Below are 15,348 nucleotides of genomic sequence, written 5' to 3'. Positions count from 1 at the left end.
TGACGGTTAGGACAGTTCGGCTTTATCGGTTTGCAGGTTGTCGCGGGTGTTTTTCTGCACGGCGATGGCGGCGAACAGACTCAGCAGAAACGCCATGGTGTAAAAGCCTTTTTCGCTCAGGGTGAGTGTCGCGTTCCAGAGGCCGATGGCAAGCAGTGCCACCGCCAGCAGCACCGATACCCAGCTGATGCCATAGTACAGGTTGGTAACGGGAATGCCTTCGAGGCGGTCGCGCACGCTTTTCTGCACCGAAATGGCCGCGAACAGGCCGTACATGAGGATGGTAAAGTAGTAGCCCTTTTCATTCAGGGCCATCTGGGCATTCCACAGGCCGATGATGAAGGCAGCAAAGCCCGCGAGCAGGGCCACCCAGGAAGCACCGATGAAGGCACCGGAAGTTTGCTGACTGCGCGAGTTGGTGAAGGAGGGATTCATGATGAAAGAGGTTTGGGAGTGAATGGTGCTTCCGGCCGGACGCCACCTTGCGTCCTTGCCGAAGCGCAGCAAACGTACTTCGCCCCTTCCCTCGCCCGCTACCTCATTTTTGCTTTCGTCAGACTTTTCAAACGGCAGATTCACTTCGCCTGCGATGTCTGGAATCCGCTCAAAAACAAACCCAGGCCTTATTCAGACCTGGGTTGCTCCTTTTACCAAGGGACATTAGAAACTACCCGGCGCGAAGTGAAATAGGCTACTTCAGCGGGTAGATTGAGGTTCTTGCCACTGTACAGCGTCCGCGTCAGGCTTTCGCCGTCGAAACTTCGAGACACCCCACCAACCCAATGCCAGCCCGAATATTAGTTCTAACGCAAAGGTGATAAAGGCCTCCTTCACCTCCAAGTGCAGGCCCGGGTTGTCCGATAAAGCGGCGCGCAGGTGCAGAGCCTGGACCAGCGTCCGCAGGCTGTTCAACAACATGCCAGCAGCCAGAAACAAACCGAACAGCCCGGCTAGCACCCGTTCAGCTTTCACGTTGCGGCCAGCCATCTACTTCAGCACGGCAATGGTCACTCCATCCCCGCCCCTGTCGGCGTGCTCGTCGGCTACGCTGGCTACGGCGCGCTGGGAGCGCAGGTAGTCGCGCACCACTTGCCGCAGCACGCCGTTGCCGCGGCCGTGCAGGAACTTGATTTCGGGCATGCCCAGCATCACGGCGTCGTCTACGAAGCTCATGGTTTTGGTGAGGGCGTCTTCGGCGCGCTCGCCGCGCAGGTCGAGCGTGGGACTGAAGCCGGCCATGCGGTCGGTGATGTTGAGGCCGTTGCCACCTCCGCCCCCACTCAGGCGGCCGGCTTTGGCCTTGGCGGCCTGTTCGCGCTCGCGGATTTCGGCCCGGCCCAGCTTTTCAAGTTGGCTGAGCTTGGTGAGGGTTTTGAGGCCGCCGAACATGACTTCGGCCGTGTTGCCTTTCACGCTCACCACTTCGCCGTGGCCTTCCTGGCCGAAAAGCGCCACTTTATCGCCGGGCTGGAGGGCGCCGGCTTCGGCCCGTTCGCGGGTGGCTTTGGGCTTGGGCGGCTCAATTTGCAGCTCCTTTTTCACGAAGGTGTCGAGCTTCTCGCGGGCCGCTTTGTTGACTTCCTTCTCGGCATTGCCGCGCCGGATTTCGCCAATCGTGGCCTCGATTTGCTGGTTGGTGTTCACCAAAAGTGCTTTGGCCTGCTGCTTGGCGGTGCGCAGGGTTTCAATCTTGGTGTCTTCGAGGTGCTGCTTGAGGTCCTGGTATTCCTTGGCGGCGCTTTTGAGGCGGCGTTCGGCTTTGGCGGCTTCGGCGGTGCGCTGCTCAAGCTCGGTTTTCTCTTTTTCGAGGCCTTCGAGCAGGCGGTCATAGCGGATTTTGTCCTTGCCCACGAGCTGGGTGGCGCGCTCCACTACCTCCTTCGGCAGGCCGATTTTGCGGGCAATTTCGATGGCGAACGACGAACCCGGCTTGCCCACTTCGAGGCGGTAGAGCGGTTGCAGCTTCTCGGGGTCGTAGCGCATGGCCCCGTTGATGAGGTGCGGGGTGCGCTCGGCGAAGTTTTTGAGGTTGGTGTAGTGCGTGGTGATGACGCCGTACACGCGGGCCCGGTTTAGCTGGTCGAGCACGGCCTCGGCGATGGCGCCGCCCAGGCTGGGCTCGGTGCCAGTGCCGAATTCGTCAATCAGGACCAGGCTTTTCTTGCCGGCCAGGGTCAGGAACTGCTTCATGGCCAGCAGGTGCGAGGAGTACGTCGAGAGGTCGTTTTCCAGGCTCTGCTCGTCGCCAATGTCCAGGAAAATATCCTCGAATACGCCGGCTTCGGAGTCATCGGCGCAGGGAATGAGCAGGCCCATTTGCAGCATAAACTGCACGAGGCCCACGGTTTTCAGGCTCACGGATTTGCCGCCGGCGTTGGGGCCGGAGATGACCAGAATGCGCTGCTCGTGGTTCAATTCCAGGTCCAATGGCACCACTTCGCGGGCATCGCCGGAGTCTTTTTTGTGCTGGGCAAAAGCCAGCTGCAGCAGCGGATGGCGCACTTTCACCCACTTCAGCAGGGGCTTGTTGTGCAGCACGGGCAGTCGGCAGTCGAGCGTGACGGCCAGCCGCGCCTTGGCCCGGATGAAGTCAATCAGGCCCAGGTACGAGTAGGCCTTGCGCAGGTCCGGAATGTGCGGGCGCAGGTGGTTGGTGAGGGCCGTGAGGATGCGAATCAGCTCGCGGTGATAGGCATTGTCGAGGTCCTTGATGTCGTTGTTGAGCTCGAACACCTCGGCCGGCTCGATGTACACGGTTTGGCCCGAGGCCGATTCATCGTGAATCAGGCCCTTCACCTTGCGCTTGAACTCGGCAATGACGGGCAGCACCAGGCGCCCGCCCCGGATGGTGGGCTCGGCATCGGACGGAATCCAGCCCTCGGTTTTGGCGTGGCGCAGGATGCCGGCAATCTGGCGGCGCAGCTGGCCCTGGCGGGCAATGAGCTCCTGCCGAATCTGGCGCAGCAGCGGGCTCGCATCGTCGCGCACGCCGCCGTCGTCGTCCACCACTTTGTCCATGGCGACCAGCAAATTGCGGTCAACCTGGATGCCGATGCCCAGCAGGCGCAGCGTGGGGTACAGGCCGGGGTCGGCATCGGAGAAGAAGCTCAGGGCCTGCCGGATGGTGCGCAGGCTCATCTTCACCTCAAAAAACGCGGCCACGTCGAGGTAGGCTCCGGGCAGGGCAGCGCGCTTGAGGTGGGCCTGGGCATCGTGGTAGTGCGAGGCCGGAAAATCGGCCCCGGCGCGCAGCAGATAGGCAAACTCGTCGGTTTGTTGGAGCAGTTTCAGCAGGGGCTCGTGCTTGGAGTGGAACTCCATGCGGGCCACGTAGTGCCGGCCCAGTGCGGAAAGGCAGTTGGCCTCAAGCTGCTCGCGCAGGGTAGTGAAGCCAATTTTTTGTTCGAAGTGTTGGGGTAAAAGCAAGTAGTTGAGCGTTCGGTATTTCTAAAATAGGATACGAAGATAAACAGCGGCTGGGGCGCGAAAGATTCGCCGGGGGACTAAGAAATCAAGCACCATCGGCCTGCATCGTACCGGATTGCTGGCTAAGCCTCCCAACTAAGTCCGTAATTGATATAAGTAAGGCCGTAATTAGACAATTAAGACCGCGCTATTTATAAGGAAGGCTTTTATAAGTCGTATTATGACCGCTATAGTAATCTGGGGGGCCTTAGCAGACCATATAAGGACTGCAATATTTCCCTGGGAGGCCGCCATTATCTATACCAGGACCGTAGTAGTGCCCTAGGGGCATCATTTGCCCGTATAAGGGCCGTAATAATGGTATGGGGGGCCGCTATTGCCTATGCTGAGACCGTAGTACTGGGAGGCATTGCGTAGCGGAAGGCCGACAATTATGCCTACCTTCCGCTACGCTAGCCCCATACGGCGCCGCTGCTTATGGCCACTACCCCTGCTCCCGATGCGACCCCGGATACCCTGGCTGCTCGCTTCGCCCAGCGCCTCATTGAGCGCGATGCCCCGCCCCCGCCGCCCAGCCAGGAGCCGACTGCCGTGCTGACCCGCATCCAGGCCTGGCTGATTCCGCCCGAAGGTGTGCGTGATGCCCGCACCCATCACCGCATGGCCCGCATGCTGGTGGCCCTCATGGAGCATTCGGAGTTGCACACAGAACAGCTTCAACTCGCCGCTGGCCTGGGGTGGCGGGCAGGCTCACGGCTGGCGTTGGAGTTGCTCCGGCGGGGCCTTACGGCGCGCGAGCGACGGGGCCGCTTCTTCTACCACCGCCTCACCAGGGCCGCCGAGGATTCATTGCTGCTAGTGGTGGCGGGGCCGCAGGGGGGGTGTTTTCTTGAACTACACAGTAGTGCTCTATCCCCCCTTAAATAGCCCCCGATGACCGGAGAAAGAGCTGGGCAAATAGGCTGGCATAATGCAACTTGGTTCAGAACGCAATAAGCTAATGACTACTAATTTTATAGAAAAAAACATTGACACTTTTATAGTCATCATCCAAGCTTTTACGGATGATGCAAAGTCTCTCGTAAAAAAACTATCTCAAAAATATAATCTGGAAATAGATGATAAAATGCCTGCAAATAGTTTTTTTAAACTAAAAAGCCAGATACAAAACGGTTACATAGATAAGCAATGGTCTTATTTTCTTCATGGATATGAGTGTCGCTTCAAGCATGAAAATGGGAATATTATTGATGTTGTATTAACATTTGAAAACGAATACGGTGCTTTAGACCCTTATTTTCTCGGACGATACATTCGCACTAATCCTAAACACACAAATGTTAGCACTAGAATTCAAAACGAATTTAAGGACGGATTAAAAATAATAAAAGTATTGCGAGAAAACAATTTATTATTAACAATTAATAATCAAGCTGGGGTAATCATTGAATTCGAAAACGATGAAGCCATTTATGTTCAACAAACATTCGAAGGGATTAAACTAAAGAAATAATATAAGTCTCCTGCTAGCGTGCGTCTGCGACGCGCTGCCCACTGTGCTCGAGCCCGTGGCTCGCAGGCGCACATTTCCAGATGCATCGTTCACGAAGCGAGTCGAAGACTCGAAGTCAGTGGGCGCGCGGCGCAGACGCGCGCCAGCAACTGCCCTACTTATCCCCCCAAACAGCGCAAAGTCATACTTCGCCAGGTCGCTGGGGTCGAGTTTGCGCAGGTTGGTGGGGCCGCATCTTCTACCACTGACGCCTCACCCGCGCGGCTGGGGATGCTCGGCTGCGGGTGGTGGCGGGGGGAGTTTGGATGAAGCCTTTTTTAGGCCCACGGCGGCCGGCTGGGCGCGGGACCCGGCCACACGGCCGGCAACCTTGCCAACTCCCCGGGGTATAGACGGAAGTACCTTTTCCAAACGCCCATCCCCTTTTTTCTTCCTTTCCATGTCAAAAACCATCATCGTCAATGACCAGTCCTACCGGCTGGATACCGTTACCGGCACGGTGCTCGCCGCCTCCAAATCGATGGAAACCAAAGTGCAGGGCAGCGCGAGCGGAGGCGGGGGCCGCCTGCACAACGGCTCGGGCAGCATGCGCGACGTGAACCTGACGATGAACTCGACCACCGTGGTGCACGACCAGTTTTTTTTGCAGGACGCCGCCGGCAAGGAACACGCCTTTCAGCTGCAAGGCTTTAACGTGGCCTGCCGCGAAGGCAACGTGCTCGACGTGGTGACAGCTTTTGCGCCGGGTGCGCAGCGGGGGCCTTACGTAATGGTGTACAACAACGCCACCCAGATGCGCTTCTACAACGACCAAGCTATCAAGCAGCTTTGCAGCCCCAGCTTCTGGCGCTATCTGCTGGTTTGCCTGGCGCTTCTGGTGGTAGAATTCAAGCTGCTGTCGGGGTTTTTTCTGATAGCCGGTAGCCTGTTTGCCACGGTCTTCGCCATGCTGGTCGCCTACGGAATCAAGAGCGGAAATAACCTGCAGGATTTTAAGAACAAGCTCTAAGCGCCCGCCGGCCACGCCCGTTGCTGTGCGTGGCCGGCGGTTGGCGGGGCACGCCGGGTCAGGGGGGTGGCGGCAAAGGGTGGTTCTATACAGACTGCTTGAAGGCTACTTATCCACCCCCGCCCCGAACAACGCGAAGTCGTACTTCACTGGGTCATTCGGGTCCAGTTTGCGGAGGTTGGCGGTGAGTTCCTCAGCAGCTTCCCAGTCCACCAGCTTGCGGGTGAGCAGGCCCAGGGGGCGGGCCTGGCGCTCCACGTGCAGGTCGATGGGCATGATGAGGTCGGCGGGCGAGAGGCGCGTCCAGAGGCCGAAGTCGACACCGTGCTGGTCGCGGCGCACCAGCCAGCGCAGGTACATATTCACCCGCTTGCAGGCCGATTTGCGGGCCGGCGTGGCCACGTGCTTGCGGGTGCGCTGGGGCGCATCGGGCAGGCTAAAAAAGTGCTGGTGGAAGTTTATCAGCCGCTCACGCTGCGAGTGGCCCACCAGAAACGCGGTTTCCAGCGACGCGTGCTGCCCGTACCAATGGCGCAGGAAGTGCACGAAATACAGCAAATCGGTATCGCAGAAGGTGCGGTGGCAAAAGCCGAGCAGCTTCTTCAGGTCCTCGTCGTGGTGCTGGGTGATGAACTGGTAGGGGGCATCGTCCATGCGGCGCAGCAGTTCGTTGCACTTGTTGATGATGGTGGGCCGCTGTCCCCAGGCCAGCAGCGCGGCAAACAGGGCACTAATTTCAATATCCTGCCGCTGGGTGAAGCGGTGCGGGATTTGAATGGGGTCGTTCTTGATAAAGTCCGGGCGGTTGTAGCGCTCGTACTGGGCGTCGAGCTGGCGGCGGAGTTGGGCGATGTTCATAGAAAAAAGTAGCGCGGACTCTTCTGAGTCCGCGCGTGGTTTGTTCGGGTACCGTTCATGCGCAGACTATTGAGAGTCCACGCTACAGTTGGTTACTGCGGAATATAGTTCGTCTCCACCCGGAAGCGGGCGTCGGCGGTACCGAGCTTTTGCACGGCCCGGGGCGAGAGGCGCACCAGGATGTTATTGTTCTCGCCAGTATCGGGCAGCTTACCGATGACGCGCACGTACACCGAAAGGCCGTTGCCGCTGTTCTTCACCTGCATAATGGTGCCCACCGGGGCCGTTTTGTGCAGTGCCAGGTACTTATCGGTCACGCTCTTCTCGATGGGCGCCCCCAGACCAGCCTCCACCACGCGGGCCAGCACTTCGCTGGCGCGGTTGGGCGTGCGGTCCTCTTTTTCCTCTCGCACGTCTTTTTCCTCCGGCTTTTCGGGGGTGACGGTAGCCACTTGGGCGGGCTTATCGGGGGCGGGAGCAGGTGTTCTGGCCGAAGTCACGGCCGGTACTGATTCTACTTCAACAGGGCGCACCGGCGTGGTAGTTTTGGGCGCGGCGGCCACTGGGGTACCGGCTTCGGTTGAGGTCAGAATAAGCTGCTGGCCCACGCGCACACCGCCACCAGCCGGCAGCTTGTTGAGGCGAATAATTTCGTCGGGGGTAAGCTGAAACTTGCGGGCGATACCAAAAAGGGTTTCGCCCTTAGCCACGGTATAAGTAGCCGGCACCGACGTAGGAGCGGTGCCAGTGGGCGCTTTGGCCGTGGCTGGTGTGGCGGCGCGGCCAGCCGCCGGCCGGGGTACAAACACGATTTGGCCCACGCCAAGGCCGTTTTTAATCTGCGGATTGGCTTCCGTGAGCTGGGCCAGGGTGACGTGGTAGCGGCGGGTGAGGGCGGTGAGGGTTTCGCCGGCTGCCACGCGGTGCTTCACGAAGCGCTGGCCACCGCGAATTTCCTGGCCAATAGAATCGGTGGGGGCGCTGGAACGGCGGGGCGCATGGCCGGTACCGGGGCCACCCAAGGCCAGCAAAGTGAGCAGGGAAAGAATTACAGTCATAGAATCAATCGGGTCAAAGTTGGAGCCGCCGCCACACCAAAGCGCAGCCGGCCGGGCAACGGAGGCAAAATAACGCAAAAACCGGTGGGCAAGAGGTGTGCCTTGGTTACAAACGCCCACAAACCCCGTTCTTTGAGGGAATATTGCGGGGATTTTTCCGCATCGCACTCCTCTCCTCCCACCGCCCGTTTATGGTTCTCGGCCTGATTCCCGCTCGTTTTGCATCTACCCGCCTGCCCGGCAAGCCCCTGCTTGACCTCGGCGAGCAAAGCATGATTCAACGCGTGGTGGCACAGGCCCGGCAGGCTAACCTGGCCCGCGTAGTAGTAGCTACTGACGATGACCGCATCATGCGCCACGTGGAGGATTTTGGGGGCGAAGCGGTGCTCACCAGCCCGGCCCACCCCAGCGGCACCGACCGCGTGTGGGAAGCGTTCCAACAGCTTGGCAGCCCCGCCGAGGTGCATTGCATCGTCAACATCCAGGGCGACGAACCCTTCATCAATCCGCGTCAAATCAACGCCCTGGCCGATTTATTCGCCGACCCAGCCACCGCGCCGGCCATTGCCACGCTGGTAAAACCGGTACTCACGGAGGAAGAATTGTTCAGCCCGCACCTGCCCAAAGTGGTGCTCAACCAGCTGGGCTACGCCATGTATTTCAGCCGCCACCCCCTGCCCTACCAGCGCAACCACGAGCGCGCCGAGTGGCTGGCACACCACCGCTACCTGCGCCACCTGGGCCTCTATGCCTACCAACCCAAGGTGCTGGAGCAGCTCACCCAACTGCCCGTGTCGCCCCTGGAAGCCGCCGAAAGCCTGGAGCAGCTGCGCTGGCTGGAAGCCGGTTTCCAAATCCGCTGCGCCGAAACCGAGCTGGATGCCTTCGGAATCGATACACCGGAGGACGTAGTAAAGGCCCGGGCCCGACTGGAGCGCTAGTAGTTTTTATCGGTTTTGCCCAGGCTTAACCGCCGGCCTTCTTAGCCTTATAGCCTTCTTTGAGCAAAACTTCCAGCACTTTGTCGCGGAAGTCGCCCTGCACTACTATTTCGCCATCTTTGGCGCTGCCACCCACGCCGCACTTGGTTTTGAGCAGCTTGCCCAAGGCCTGCAAGTCAGCATCGGTGCCGGTGAAGCCCGTCACGAGGGTTACTTGCTTGCCGCCGCGCTGCTTCTTGTCGAGTTGTACGCGTAGCTGCTGCTGTTGTGGGGGCAGCGTAGTAGCTTCGGCCGGCTCGTTGGTTTCGTAAGAAAAGTCTGGATTGGTGGAATAGACCACCCCGGTACGGTTTTTCATATTCAGTCAGTAGTTGTCGGTTGCTAGTTGTCAGTTATTCGTTGTCAATTGTTAGTAGCAAATAGTCAGCCCAGCCCAATTACCTGACAACCAAAAATTAAACGGCTACAGCCAGCGCCAGCGGCATCAGCGTTACCTCGAACTCGGTGGCATGCCCCAGGTAGTCGCCATCTACGTGGAAGCCAATAGGCCCCTCGGCCACCACCCGGCCCCGAGGCACCCGAAAATACTCGGCCGCCTGGGATTTCGGCAGGGTGCCAAGCGCCATCGCCAGGCTCACGCGAAAGGCGCGGCCCACCGGCAGGGCATCAATCAGGCACACGTCGAGCAGGCCGTCGCGCAGGTCGGCCAGAGGCGCGATGTAGGCGTTGTTGCCATACTGCGAGGCGTTGGCGAAGGCCAGCACGTAGCAATCGGTGGCTCTTTCCTGCCCATCCAGGTTCAGCTGCACCGGCACGGGGCGGTAGCGACGGTACTCGCGCAGCGTCACCTGCAAATACGTACTGAGGCCCCGTGAACCGGCCTGGGCAAAGTGCTGGCTTACATGGGCATCGAACCCCAGTCCGGCCGTGCAGAAAAACGGGTGGCCGTTTATTACCCCCACATCCATGCGGCTGAAGGCCGGCGTAGCCAGCCGGCGCAGGGACGCCGCCAGCCCCAGCGGCACTTTCAGGTGCCGGGCCAGCCCATTGCCAGACCCCTGCGGAATGATGCCCATGGCCGTTTCGGTGCCCAGCAGGCCCCGCCCTACTTCGTTCACGGTACCGTCGCCGCCCACGGCAGCCACCACGGCAAAGCCTTCGGCGGCGGCCGTTTTGGCGAGCTCCACGGCGTGCCCGGCGTATTCGGTAGGCCGGATTTCGTAGTCGGATTCCAGCGCGCCAAAGTGCTGCGCAATCAGCGCGGGCATGTTGTGGCGCTGGCTGGGTCCGGCTTTCGGATTAAGAATAAAGCAGGTTTTGGGCAATTTTTTGGATGTAAAGAATGTGGAAAATACGAAGGATGCGTAAAAAGTGAAATTGATTTTGGGCTACGGATTATAAAACAAAAAAGCCTGCCATAAGGCAGGCTTTTTTGTTGCTTTGCCGAAAATACGCTGTCGCGCACATTTTCACATTCAGCTTATTCTCAAATTAAAATTAGCCGTTCATCTGCTCGCCGAGCTTTTGAATCAGGTCGGCCGTGCGGGTCGAGTAGCCAAATTCGTTATCGTACCAGCCAATCACCTTGGCCAAGGTACCATTGGCCGAAGTCAACTCCGAGTCGAAGATGCAGCTGTGGGGGTTGCCCACGATGTCGATGCTCACAAGCGGGTCGGTCACGTACTCGATGATGCCTTTCAGGGGGCCTTCAGCGGCCGCTTTCAGGGCAGCGTTGATTTCCTCCTTGGTCACTTCCTTTTTCAGAATAACGGTGAGGTCGGTCATCGAGCCATCCGGCACGGGCACACGCATGGCAAGGCCGTCGAGTTTGCCTTTCAGCTGGGGCAGTACCAGACCTACGGCTTTGGCAGCACCAGTGCTGGTAGGAATGATGCTGTAAGCAGCAGCGCGGGCGCGGCGCAGGTCCTTATGAGGCGCATCCTGCAGGTTCTGGTCAGAAGTATAGGCGTGTACCGTGGTGATGTAGCCCTTCTCGATGCCGAAAGCATCATCCAGCACTTTGGCCATCGGGGCCAAGCAGTTGGTGGTGCAGCTAGCGTTCGAAAGAATGGTTTCTGAGCCGGTGAGAATATCCTCGTTCACACCCAATACTACGGTGGGAATATTGCCGGTAGCAGGAGCCGAAATCACAACTTTCTTAGCACCAGCAGTGATGTGCTGGCCCGCGCCAGCTTCATCCACGAAGCGGCCAGTTGATTCTAGCACCACGTCAACACCCATTTTGCCCCAGGGCAACAACTTGGGGTCGCGCTCGGCGAGGGCGGCAATCTTCACGCCGTTCACAGTCAGGCTTTCCTCATCGTAGCTCACGGTGCCATCGAAGCGGCCATGTACGGAGTCGTACTTCAGCAGGTGGGCCAAGGTTTTGTTGTCAGTCAGGTCGTTGATTGCAACGATTTCCACGTTGTCGCGGCCCAGCAGCGATTTGAAAGTGAGACGGCCAATCCGGCCGAAGCCGTTGATGGCGACTTTAATTTTTGCCATGGTGAAACAGGGAGATAGTAAGTGACAGCCACCTGACTGGTGACTGGTTTAAAAGCGGGGCGAAGATAGCAGAATGCCGCGGGTTGGCGCGCATTCTAATCATATAGACCGGCAGAGGTCCGATTCCCCTACGCACCACCATAACTTCTAAGCCTCGGCTGGAGTTTCAGGCGTCGCTCAATCTGATGCTCTCACAGCAGCTCGTAAATTTTTCAGCCTGAAAAACAGGCTATTTCCATTTCAAAGCCATCTTTTTTAGGCCTGATACTTGCACACAAAGCGGCGCGCCGTACCTTTGCATCATCAAAACGAAAAACGGTCCGTTCGTCTAGGGGTTAGGACAGTAGATTTTCATTCTACCAACAGGGGTTCGATTCCCCTACGGACTACGGAAGTCACGAAATAGTGACAAATTAAAGGCCTCTCAGAGCATCTGGGAGGCCTTTTTCGTTCTAATAGTATAATTTTACTCGCATACTGTGCCACAAACCGGGTTTAAACTGTACTACAGGGCTGTACCACACTCTGTATTAAAATTTTAGCGCTTTTGAGAGCGACCTTTTGTCATACTGTTCTTTGTTGAGCGCAAACGCGCTACACCCGCTTATCCATTCATCATAAGTAAGTTAAGCAGCATCATGGCCACAACCAGTGCATTTCAGCGGGTCGTCAACGCGAAGAAGGAGGAAGTCTTCTTGTGGTACACCAGCCAGACGTTTTGGTGCTGGTCGTGGTGCACGTGCAGCCACTCCCGCCACTGCTGCCGGTTTTGAGGACATACGACGAGGGGTTCTGGCTTTGTCATTGTGGTGGGGTAAGGAAGTGAGACTACCTACTGCGGTGCGGGCTAGGCCAATGTGCCCGGTAGCTGACATTAAAGTCCTCGGCTACCGGGCGCAACCGCTTATTTCATGGCGGCCAGAATCAGGCAGGTGAGGGTGATGCCAACCAAGTGGTAGCTACTCGTGATAGAGCTGTAAAGCAAAGGCCGGGGGATGTTGGGGTTGATGGCAATGTTGGTGGTATTTGCCACCAGATATCCCACGCCCACGATGGCTGCCAGGCGCAGGGCATCGCCGTACGAAGTGATGTGTAGGGCGTAAAAGAGCAGCGTGGTAGCCAGCACGGTCACTAATACGCATACGCCCGGGCCCACGACAAACAGGGCCGACTCGTTATTAAGTGCTTCATTGGCTTTGCCTAGCGACACTTTATACATCTGCGGAAACAGGACCATGTACCACAGGGCCCCCAGCATAAAATAGGCAGCAAAAGCAGCCAGCACACTCAGCCAATGGATGTCGGATAAGACGTTGAACATACAAGAAGGGAAAAAGAAAATCAGACAACACGCTTTTGGTGCGGCAATGCAACATTCCGCCCCCTGACAGTGGTGTGTCAGCTCAGGCCAGGAGAAAGAAAAAAGAATACGGGGCTCCAAACCGGTTAAACAGCGCGTGAATACCGGTAAAAAGGGCCTGGCAACCTACCAGGCCCTTTTTTGACTAAACCGTTGGGTTTTATTTCACCACGGTGGCTTCCAGCTCTACCGTCAGGGTGGCGTAGAGGCCTTTCACTTCCACAAGGGTAGTGGCTTGTTTCAGGCCGTGCTCGGCCACCCAGCCCTGGTAGAGGTCCACGCAGGTGGTGAAGAACTCTTGGATGGACGTGGTGAAAACATTCAGCCGGACAATGCCCGAGCACTCGTAGCCCGACTCGCGAATGAGCTGCTCCAGGTTCTGCAGGGTGAGTTGGAACTGGGTACGCATGTCGGCGGCACTGGGCTGGCCCTGCGCGTTGATGGCGACCTGCCCGGAGCAGTAGAGGGTGCCTTCGGGCTGCTTGATTTCAACGGCTTGCACCGAATTGGTGTGGAGGCCCCAGGGCCAGGGGTCAATGGTTCGCTTTTGCATGGGTGCAGCGGGTTTTAAGGTGTAAAAGACGTTTGTCATTTGACTCCACAAAAGTCCCGCTGCCCCTTGACAGCCCTATGTCAGCATAGCCGACGGCCCACAAAAAAAGTTTTGCACCTGCTGTGCTAGCTCGCGCAGATGCTGGCTCAGTGCAGGTGGCTCCACCACGGTTACCGCTTTGCCGTAGGGCAGCAGCCAGGCGGCCAGGTAGGGCAAGGAGCCCAGGTATAAGGTCATTTCCACGCTCCCGTCGGGCAATTGCTGCTCGTGGGCCCAGCCGTACTGGCGCTTGGTATCGTGCAGGCGCTGGGCCAGGTTCAGGGGCGTGTCCGTCAACTGCAGGCGCACCACCACCTTTTCGCGCTGCCACTGGCTGGCCCGCTCGGCCCAGTATTGCTGCAGGGTTTCGGGGCGCGGGGCGAAAAACTCGGTGCCGAGCGTGAGCTGCTGGATGCGGTCGAGACGGAAGTTGCGGAAGGCCTGCCGCAGCCGGCAATACCCGACCACATGCCAGTGCTGGGTGAGGTAGAGCCCAATGGGCTCGATGGCACGGGGCGTGGCGGGCTCGGTGGTCAGCGCTTGATACTGGATATGAACCACCTGCTGCGTCGCCACGGCCGATACCAGCTGCTGGTAGGTACTGGACTCGGCGGGCTGCCCGGTGTGTCGCACGACCTGGATATGGGGCGTGAGGGAGTTGAGGTAGTCGCGGTCGGTACGCCGCAGCACGGCCCGTAGCTTGTCCATGGCGGCCCCGCTCAGTTGGGCCGTGGGCGCGTCAGTGAGGCGAGAAGCCAGCTTCTCGGCCGTGAGCAAGGCCGCGGCCTCCTCGCGGGTAAACATGACCGGGGGCAAGCGGTAACCTTCGGCCAAGGAATAGCCTATCTTCGGCTCGCCAAAGAGCGGAACGCCCGCCAGCTCCAGCGTGCGGATGTCGCGGTAAATGGTGCGTAAGCTCACCTCAAACTGCGCGGCCAGCGAAGGCCCGCTCACCACCCGCCGGGTTTGTAACTGAATGAGAATGGCAACGATGCGGTCAAAACGGTTCATAAAGGCAGCAGCATATTTTTTGGAACATATCGCGAACGGGGCCGCCCCCAGCACCGTTAGACAGGGCTAAAACTACCCGTTTATTTACAGGTTGTCGTAGAAGCTAAGCGGCCGCGGCGTCGTTTAATCGAAGAAGGATAATGCAGTACGTGACCGACAGTTTTTACGCCCCTCCGCTCATCAGCAGCGCGCCGCTGCCCTGGCGGGGCGTACGTGTCGAGCAATACCACCTTGAAGCTGGCCGGCTGGCGGCGCAGCAGCACGAGCACCACCTGCTGCTGCTTTACCAAGTCGACCAGCCGCACCTGGTCCGGCGGCGCGATGGGGCGCGGATTAGCGAAATCGTCTACCAGACCGGCGATTTGGGGCTGTTTCCGGGCGGCGAATACGGCACGGCCATCGACTGGACAACGCCAAGTAATAATATTTATCTCTCCTTGGAAGCGCCATACTTCCAACAGGTGGCCGGGCAGGATGCGACGCTCACGAAGGCAGCGCTGCAAAAGCGTATGCAGTTTGACGACCCGTTCCTACGTCAACTTAGCCGGCAGCTACTGGCCAGTGCGGGCAGTCGGCATGCGTTGGGGCAACTGTACGTGGAGTCGCTGACGACGACGCTTTGTCATCACCTGCTGGCGCATCATGCTACCACCGAGCGCCGCCCTGAGGGACAGATGCGATTGAGTAGCGTGGCCCTGGCCCGCATCGAGGCCTACCTGGAGGCCCACGCCGCGCAACCCGTGACGCTGGAGGTACTGGCGGGGCTGGCCAATCTAAGCGTGTTTCACTTTGCCCGCCTCTTCAAGCAGACGACGGGGCTGCCGCCCTACCAGTACGTGCTGCGCTGGAAAATCGAGCGGGCCAAGCACCTGCTGCGCCGCGACAGCCAAGCTGTCGCCGACCTGAGCGACGAGTTGGGCTTCGCCTCACCCATCAGCTTCGCGGCAGCCTTTAAGCGCTTGGTGGGCTGCACCCCTCAGCAATTCCAGCGGCGCTAGCGGCCGTTTACGCACAGCCGGTAGAATAGCAAGAACCTACAAACAAGCGCAAGAATCGGGAGAAGTGGCCGAAAGTA

Annotated in this window: 16 protein-coding genes and 1 tRNA gene; 6 read left to right on the top strand and 11 right to left on the bottom strand. The window is 58.6% G+C overall.

Going from position 1 to position 15,348, the window contains the following annotated elements:
• Positions 1-6: 6 nt before the first annotated feature.
• Together yiaA and J4E00_RS21465 are read right to left on the bottom strand one after the other, a co-directional pair.
• The gene (gene yiaA, locus J4E00_RS21470) at positions 7-435 is read right to left on the bottom strand and encodes an inner membrane protein YiaA (protein WP_208177335.1); all 429 of its coding nucleotides are present in this window, start codon (positions 433-435) and stop codon (positions 7-9) included.
• Between the two features lie 552 nt (positions 436-987).
• The gene (locus J4E00_RS21465) at positions 988-3,426 is read right to left on the bottom strand and encodes an endonuclease MutS2 (protein WP_208177334.1); all 2,439 of its coding nucleotides are present in this window, start codon (positions 3,424-3,426) and stop codon (positions 988-990) included.
• A 477-nt stretch (positions 3,427-3,903) separates the two neighbouring features.
• Between J4E00_RS21465 and J4E00_RS21460 the strand changes: the two genes are divergently transcribed.
• From J4E00_RS21460 to J4E00_RS21450, 3 genes are all read left to right on the top strand, one after another.
• Positions 3,904-4,353, top strand: a complete 450-nt coding sequence (locus tag J4E00_RS21460) for a hypothetical protein (protein ID WP_208177333.1) — start codon at positions 3,904-3,906, stop codon at positions 4,351-4,353.
• Positions 4,354-4,426: 73 nt separating this feature from the next.
• Positions 4,427-4,939: a DUF6896 domain-containing protein gene (locus J4E00_RS21455; protein ID WP_208177332.1), complete on the top strand. Its 513-nt coding sequence runs from the start codon at positions 4,427-4,429 to the stop codon at positions 4,937-4,939.
• Between the two features lie 439 nt (positions 4,940-5,378).
• Positions 5,379-5,948 carry a hypothetical protein gene (locus J4E00_RS21450; protein WP_208177331.1) on the top strand — a complete coding sequence of 190 codons (570 nt, stop codon included), beginning with the start codon at positions 5,379-5,381 and terminating at the stop codon, positions 5,946-5,948.
• Between the two features lie 105 nt (positions 5,949-6,053).
• On the opposite strand, the gene J4E00_RS21445 is transcribed toward J4E00_RS21450, so the two are convergent.
• Both J4E00_RS21445 and J4E00_RS21440 read right to left on the bottom strand, forming a co-directional pair.
• Positions 6,054-6,806 carry a TIGR02757 family protein gene (locus J4E00_RS21445; protein WP_208177330.1) on the bottom strand — a complete coding sequence of 251 codons (753 nt, stop codon included), beginning with the start codon at positions 6,804-6,806 and terminating at the stop codon, positions 6,054-6,056.
• Positions 6,807-6,898: 92 nt separating this feature from the next.
• The gene (locus tag J4E00_RS21440; RefSeq protein WP_208177329.1) at positions 6,899-7,864 is read right to left on the bottom strand and encodes a LysM peptidoglycan-binding domain-containing protein; all 966 of its coding nucleotides are present in this window, start codon (positions 7,862-7,864) and stop codon (positions 6,899-6,901) included.
• A 191-nt stretch (positions 7,865-8,055) separates the two neighbouring features.
• Between J4E00_RS21440 and kdsB the strand changes: the two genes are divergently transcribed.
• Complete coding sequence (gene kdsB / locus J4E00_RS21435) at positions 8,056-8,805, top strand: 3-deoxy-manno-octulosonate cytidylyltransferase (protein ID WP_208177328.1); 750 nt, start codon at positions 8,056-8,058, stop codon at positions 8,803-8,805.
• Between the two features lie 25 nt (positions 8,806-8,830).
• Here kdsB and J4E00_RS21430 read toward each other — a convergent pair whose 3' ends face one another.
• The 3 genes from J4E00_RS21430 to gap all read right to left on the bottom strand — a co-directional run bounded on the left by J4E00_RS21430 (position 8,831) and on the right by gap (position 11,310).
• On the bottom strand, positions 8,831-9,163 hold the full coding sequence (locus J4E00_RS21430; protein ID WP_208177327.1) for a translation initiation factor: 333 nt from the start codon (positions 9,161-9,163) through the stop codon (positions 8,831-8,833).
• Positions 9,164-9,260: 97 nt separating this feature from the next.
• On the bottom strand, positions 9,261-10,130 hold the full coding sequence (locus J4E00_RS21425) for a diacylglycerol/lipid kinase family protein (RefSeq protein ID WP_208177326.1): 870 nt from the start codon (positions 10,128-10,130) through the stop codon (positions 9,261-9,263).
• Positions 10,131-10,302: 172 nt separating this feature from the next.
• Positions 10,303-11,310: a type I glyceraldehyde-3-phosphate dehydrogenase gene (gene gap, locus J4E00_RS21420; RefSeq protein WP_208177325.1), complete on the bottom strand. Its 1,008-nt coding sequence runs from the start codon at positions 11,308-11,310 to the stop codon at positions 10,303-10,305.
• 317 nt (positions 11,311-11,627) lie between these two features.
• On the opposite strand from gap, the gene J4E00_RS21415 reads away from it, so the two are divergent.
• Positions 11,628-11,699, top strand: a tRNA-Glu gene (locus J4E00_RS21415).
• Positions 11,700-11,968: 269 nt separating this feature from the next.
• Here the strand turns inward: J4E00_RS21415 and J4E00_RS21410 are convergent.
• The 4 genes from J4E00_RS21410 to J4E00_RS21395 form a co-directional block, all read right to left on the bottom strand.
• Positions 11,969-12,115 carry a hypothetical protein gene (locus J4E00_RS21410; protein ID WP_208177324.1) on the bottom strand — a complete coding sequence of 49 codons (147 nt, stop codon included), beginning with the start codon at positions 12,113-12,115 and terminating at the stop codon, positions 11,969-11,971.
• Between the two features lie 99 nt (positions 12,116-12,214).
• Positions 12,215-12,631, bottom strand: coding sequence for a DUF1761 domain-containing protein (locus tag J4E00_RS21405; protein ID WP_208177323.1), 417 nt, complete (start codon positions 12,629-12,631; stop codon positions 12,215-12,217).
• 199 nt (positions 12,632-12,830) lie between these two features.
• Positions 12,831-13,223 (bottom strand): RidA family protein, encoded by a 393-nt coding sequence (locus J4E00_RS21400; RefSeq protein WP_208177322.1) that lies wholly within the window; start codon positions 13,221-13,223, stop codon positions 12,831-12,833.
• Positions 13,224-13,298: 75 nt separating this feature from the next.
• Positions 13,299-14,273 (bottom strand): helix-turn-helix transcriptional regulator, encoded by a 975-nt coding sequence (locus tag J4E00_RS21395; RefSeq protein ID WP_208177321.1) that lies wholly within the window; start codon positions 14,271-14,273, stop codon positions 13,299-13,301.
• Between the two features lie 149 nt (positions 14,274-14,422).
• On the opposite strand from J4E00_RS21395, the gene J4E00_RS30065 reads away from it, so the two are divergent.
• Positions 14,423-15,271 (top strand): helix-turn-helix transcriptional regulator, encoded by an 849-nt coding sequence (locus tag J4E00_RS30065; protein WP_208177320.1) that lies wholly within the window; start codon positions 14,423-14,425, stop codon positions 15,269-15,271.
• Positions 15,272-15,348 lie beyond the last annotated feature (77 nt).

This window comes from Hymenobacter negativus (assembly GCF_017571495.1).
Taxonomy (GTDB): Bacteria; Bacteroidota; Bacteroidia; order Cytophagales; family Hymenobacteraceae; genus Hymenobacter; species Hymenobacter negativus.
This window is presented reverse-complemented; position numbering and strand designations above follow the sequence as displayed.

Coding starts and splice junctions, on each gene's coding strand:
- J4E00_RS21455 (WP_208177332.1), top strand. CDS start 4,427: ATGACTACTAATTTTATAGAAAAAAACATTGACACTTTTATAGTCATC.
- J4E00_RS21410 (WP_208177324.1), bottom strand. CDS start 12,115: ATGACAAAGCCAGAACCCCTCGTCGTATGTCCTCAAAACCGGCAGCAG.
- J4E00_RS21395 (WP_208177321.1), bottom strand. CDS start 14,273: ATGAACCGTTTTGACCGCATCGTTGCCATTCTCATTCAGTTACAAACC.
- J4E00_RS21450 (WP_208177331.1), top strand. CDS start 5,379: ATGTCAAAAACCATCATCGTCAATGACCAGTCCTACCGGCTGGATACC.
- yiaA (WP_208177335.1), bottom strand. CDS start 435: ATGAATCCCTCCTTCACCAACTCGCGCAGTCAGCAAACTTCCGGTGCC.
- J4E00_RS21440 (WP_208177329.1), bottom strand. CDS start 7,864: ATGACTGTAATTCTTTCCCTGCTCACTTTGCTGGCCTTGGGTGGCCCC.
- J4E00_RS21400 (WP_208177322.1), bottom strand. CDS start 13,223: ATGCAAAAGCGAACCATTGACCCCTGGCCCTGGGGCCTCCACACCAAT.
- gap (WP_208177325.1), bottom strand. CDS start 11,310: ATGGCAAAAATTAAAGTCGCCATCAACGGCTTCGGCCGGATTGGCCGT.
- J4E00_RS21405 (WP_208177323.1), bottom strand. CDS start 12,631: ATGTTCAACGTCTTATCCGACATCCATTGGCTGAGTGTGCTGGCTGCT.
- J4E00_RS21445 (WP_208177330.1), bottom strand. CDS start 6,806: ATGAACATCGCCCAACTCCGCCGCCAGCTCGACGCCCAGTACGAGCGC.
- J4E00_RS21430 (WP_208177327.1), bottom strand. CDS start 9,163: ATGAAAAACCGTACCGGGGTGGTCTATTCCACCAATCCAGACTTTTCT.
- kdsB (WP_208177328.1), top strand. CDS start 8,056: ATGGTTCTCGGCCTGATTCCCGCTCGTTTTGCATCTACCCGCCTGCCC.
- J4E00_RS21460 (WP_208177333.1), top strand. CDS start 3,904: ATGGCCACTACCCCTGCTCCCGATGCGACCCCGGATACCCTGGCTGCT.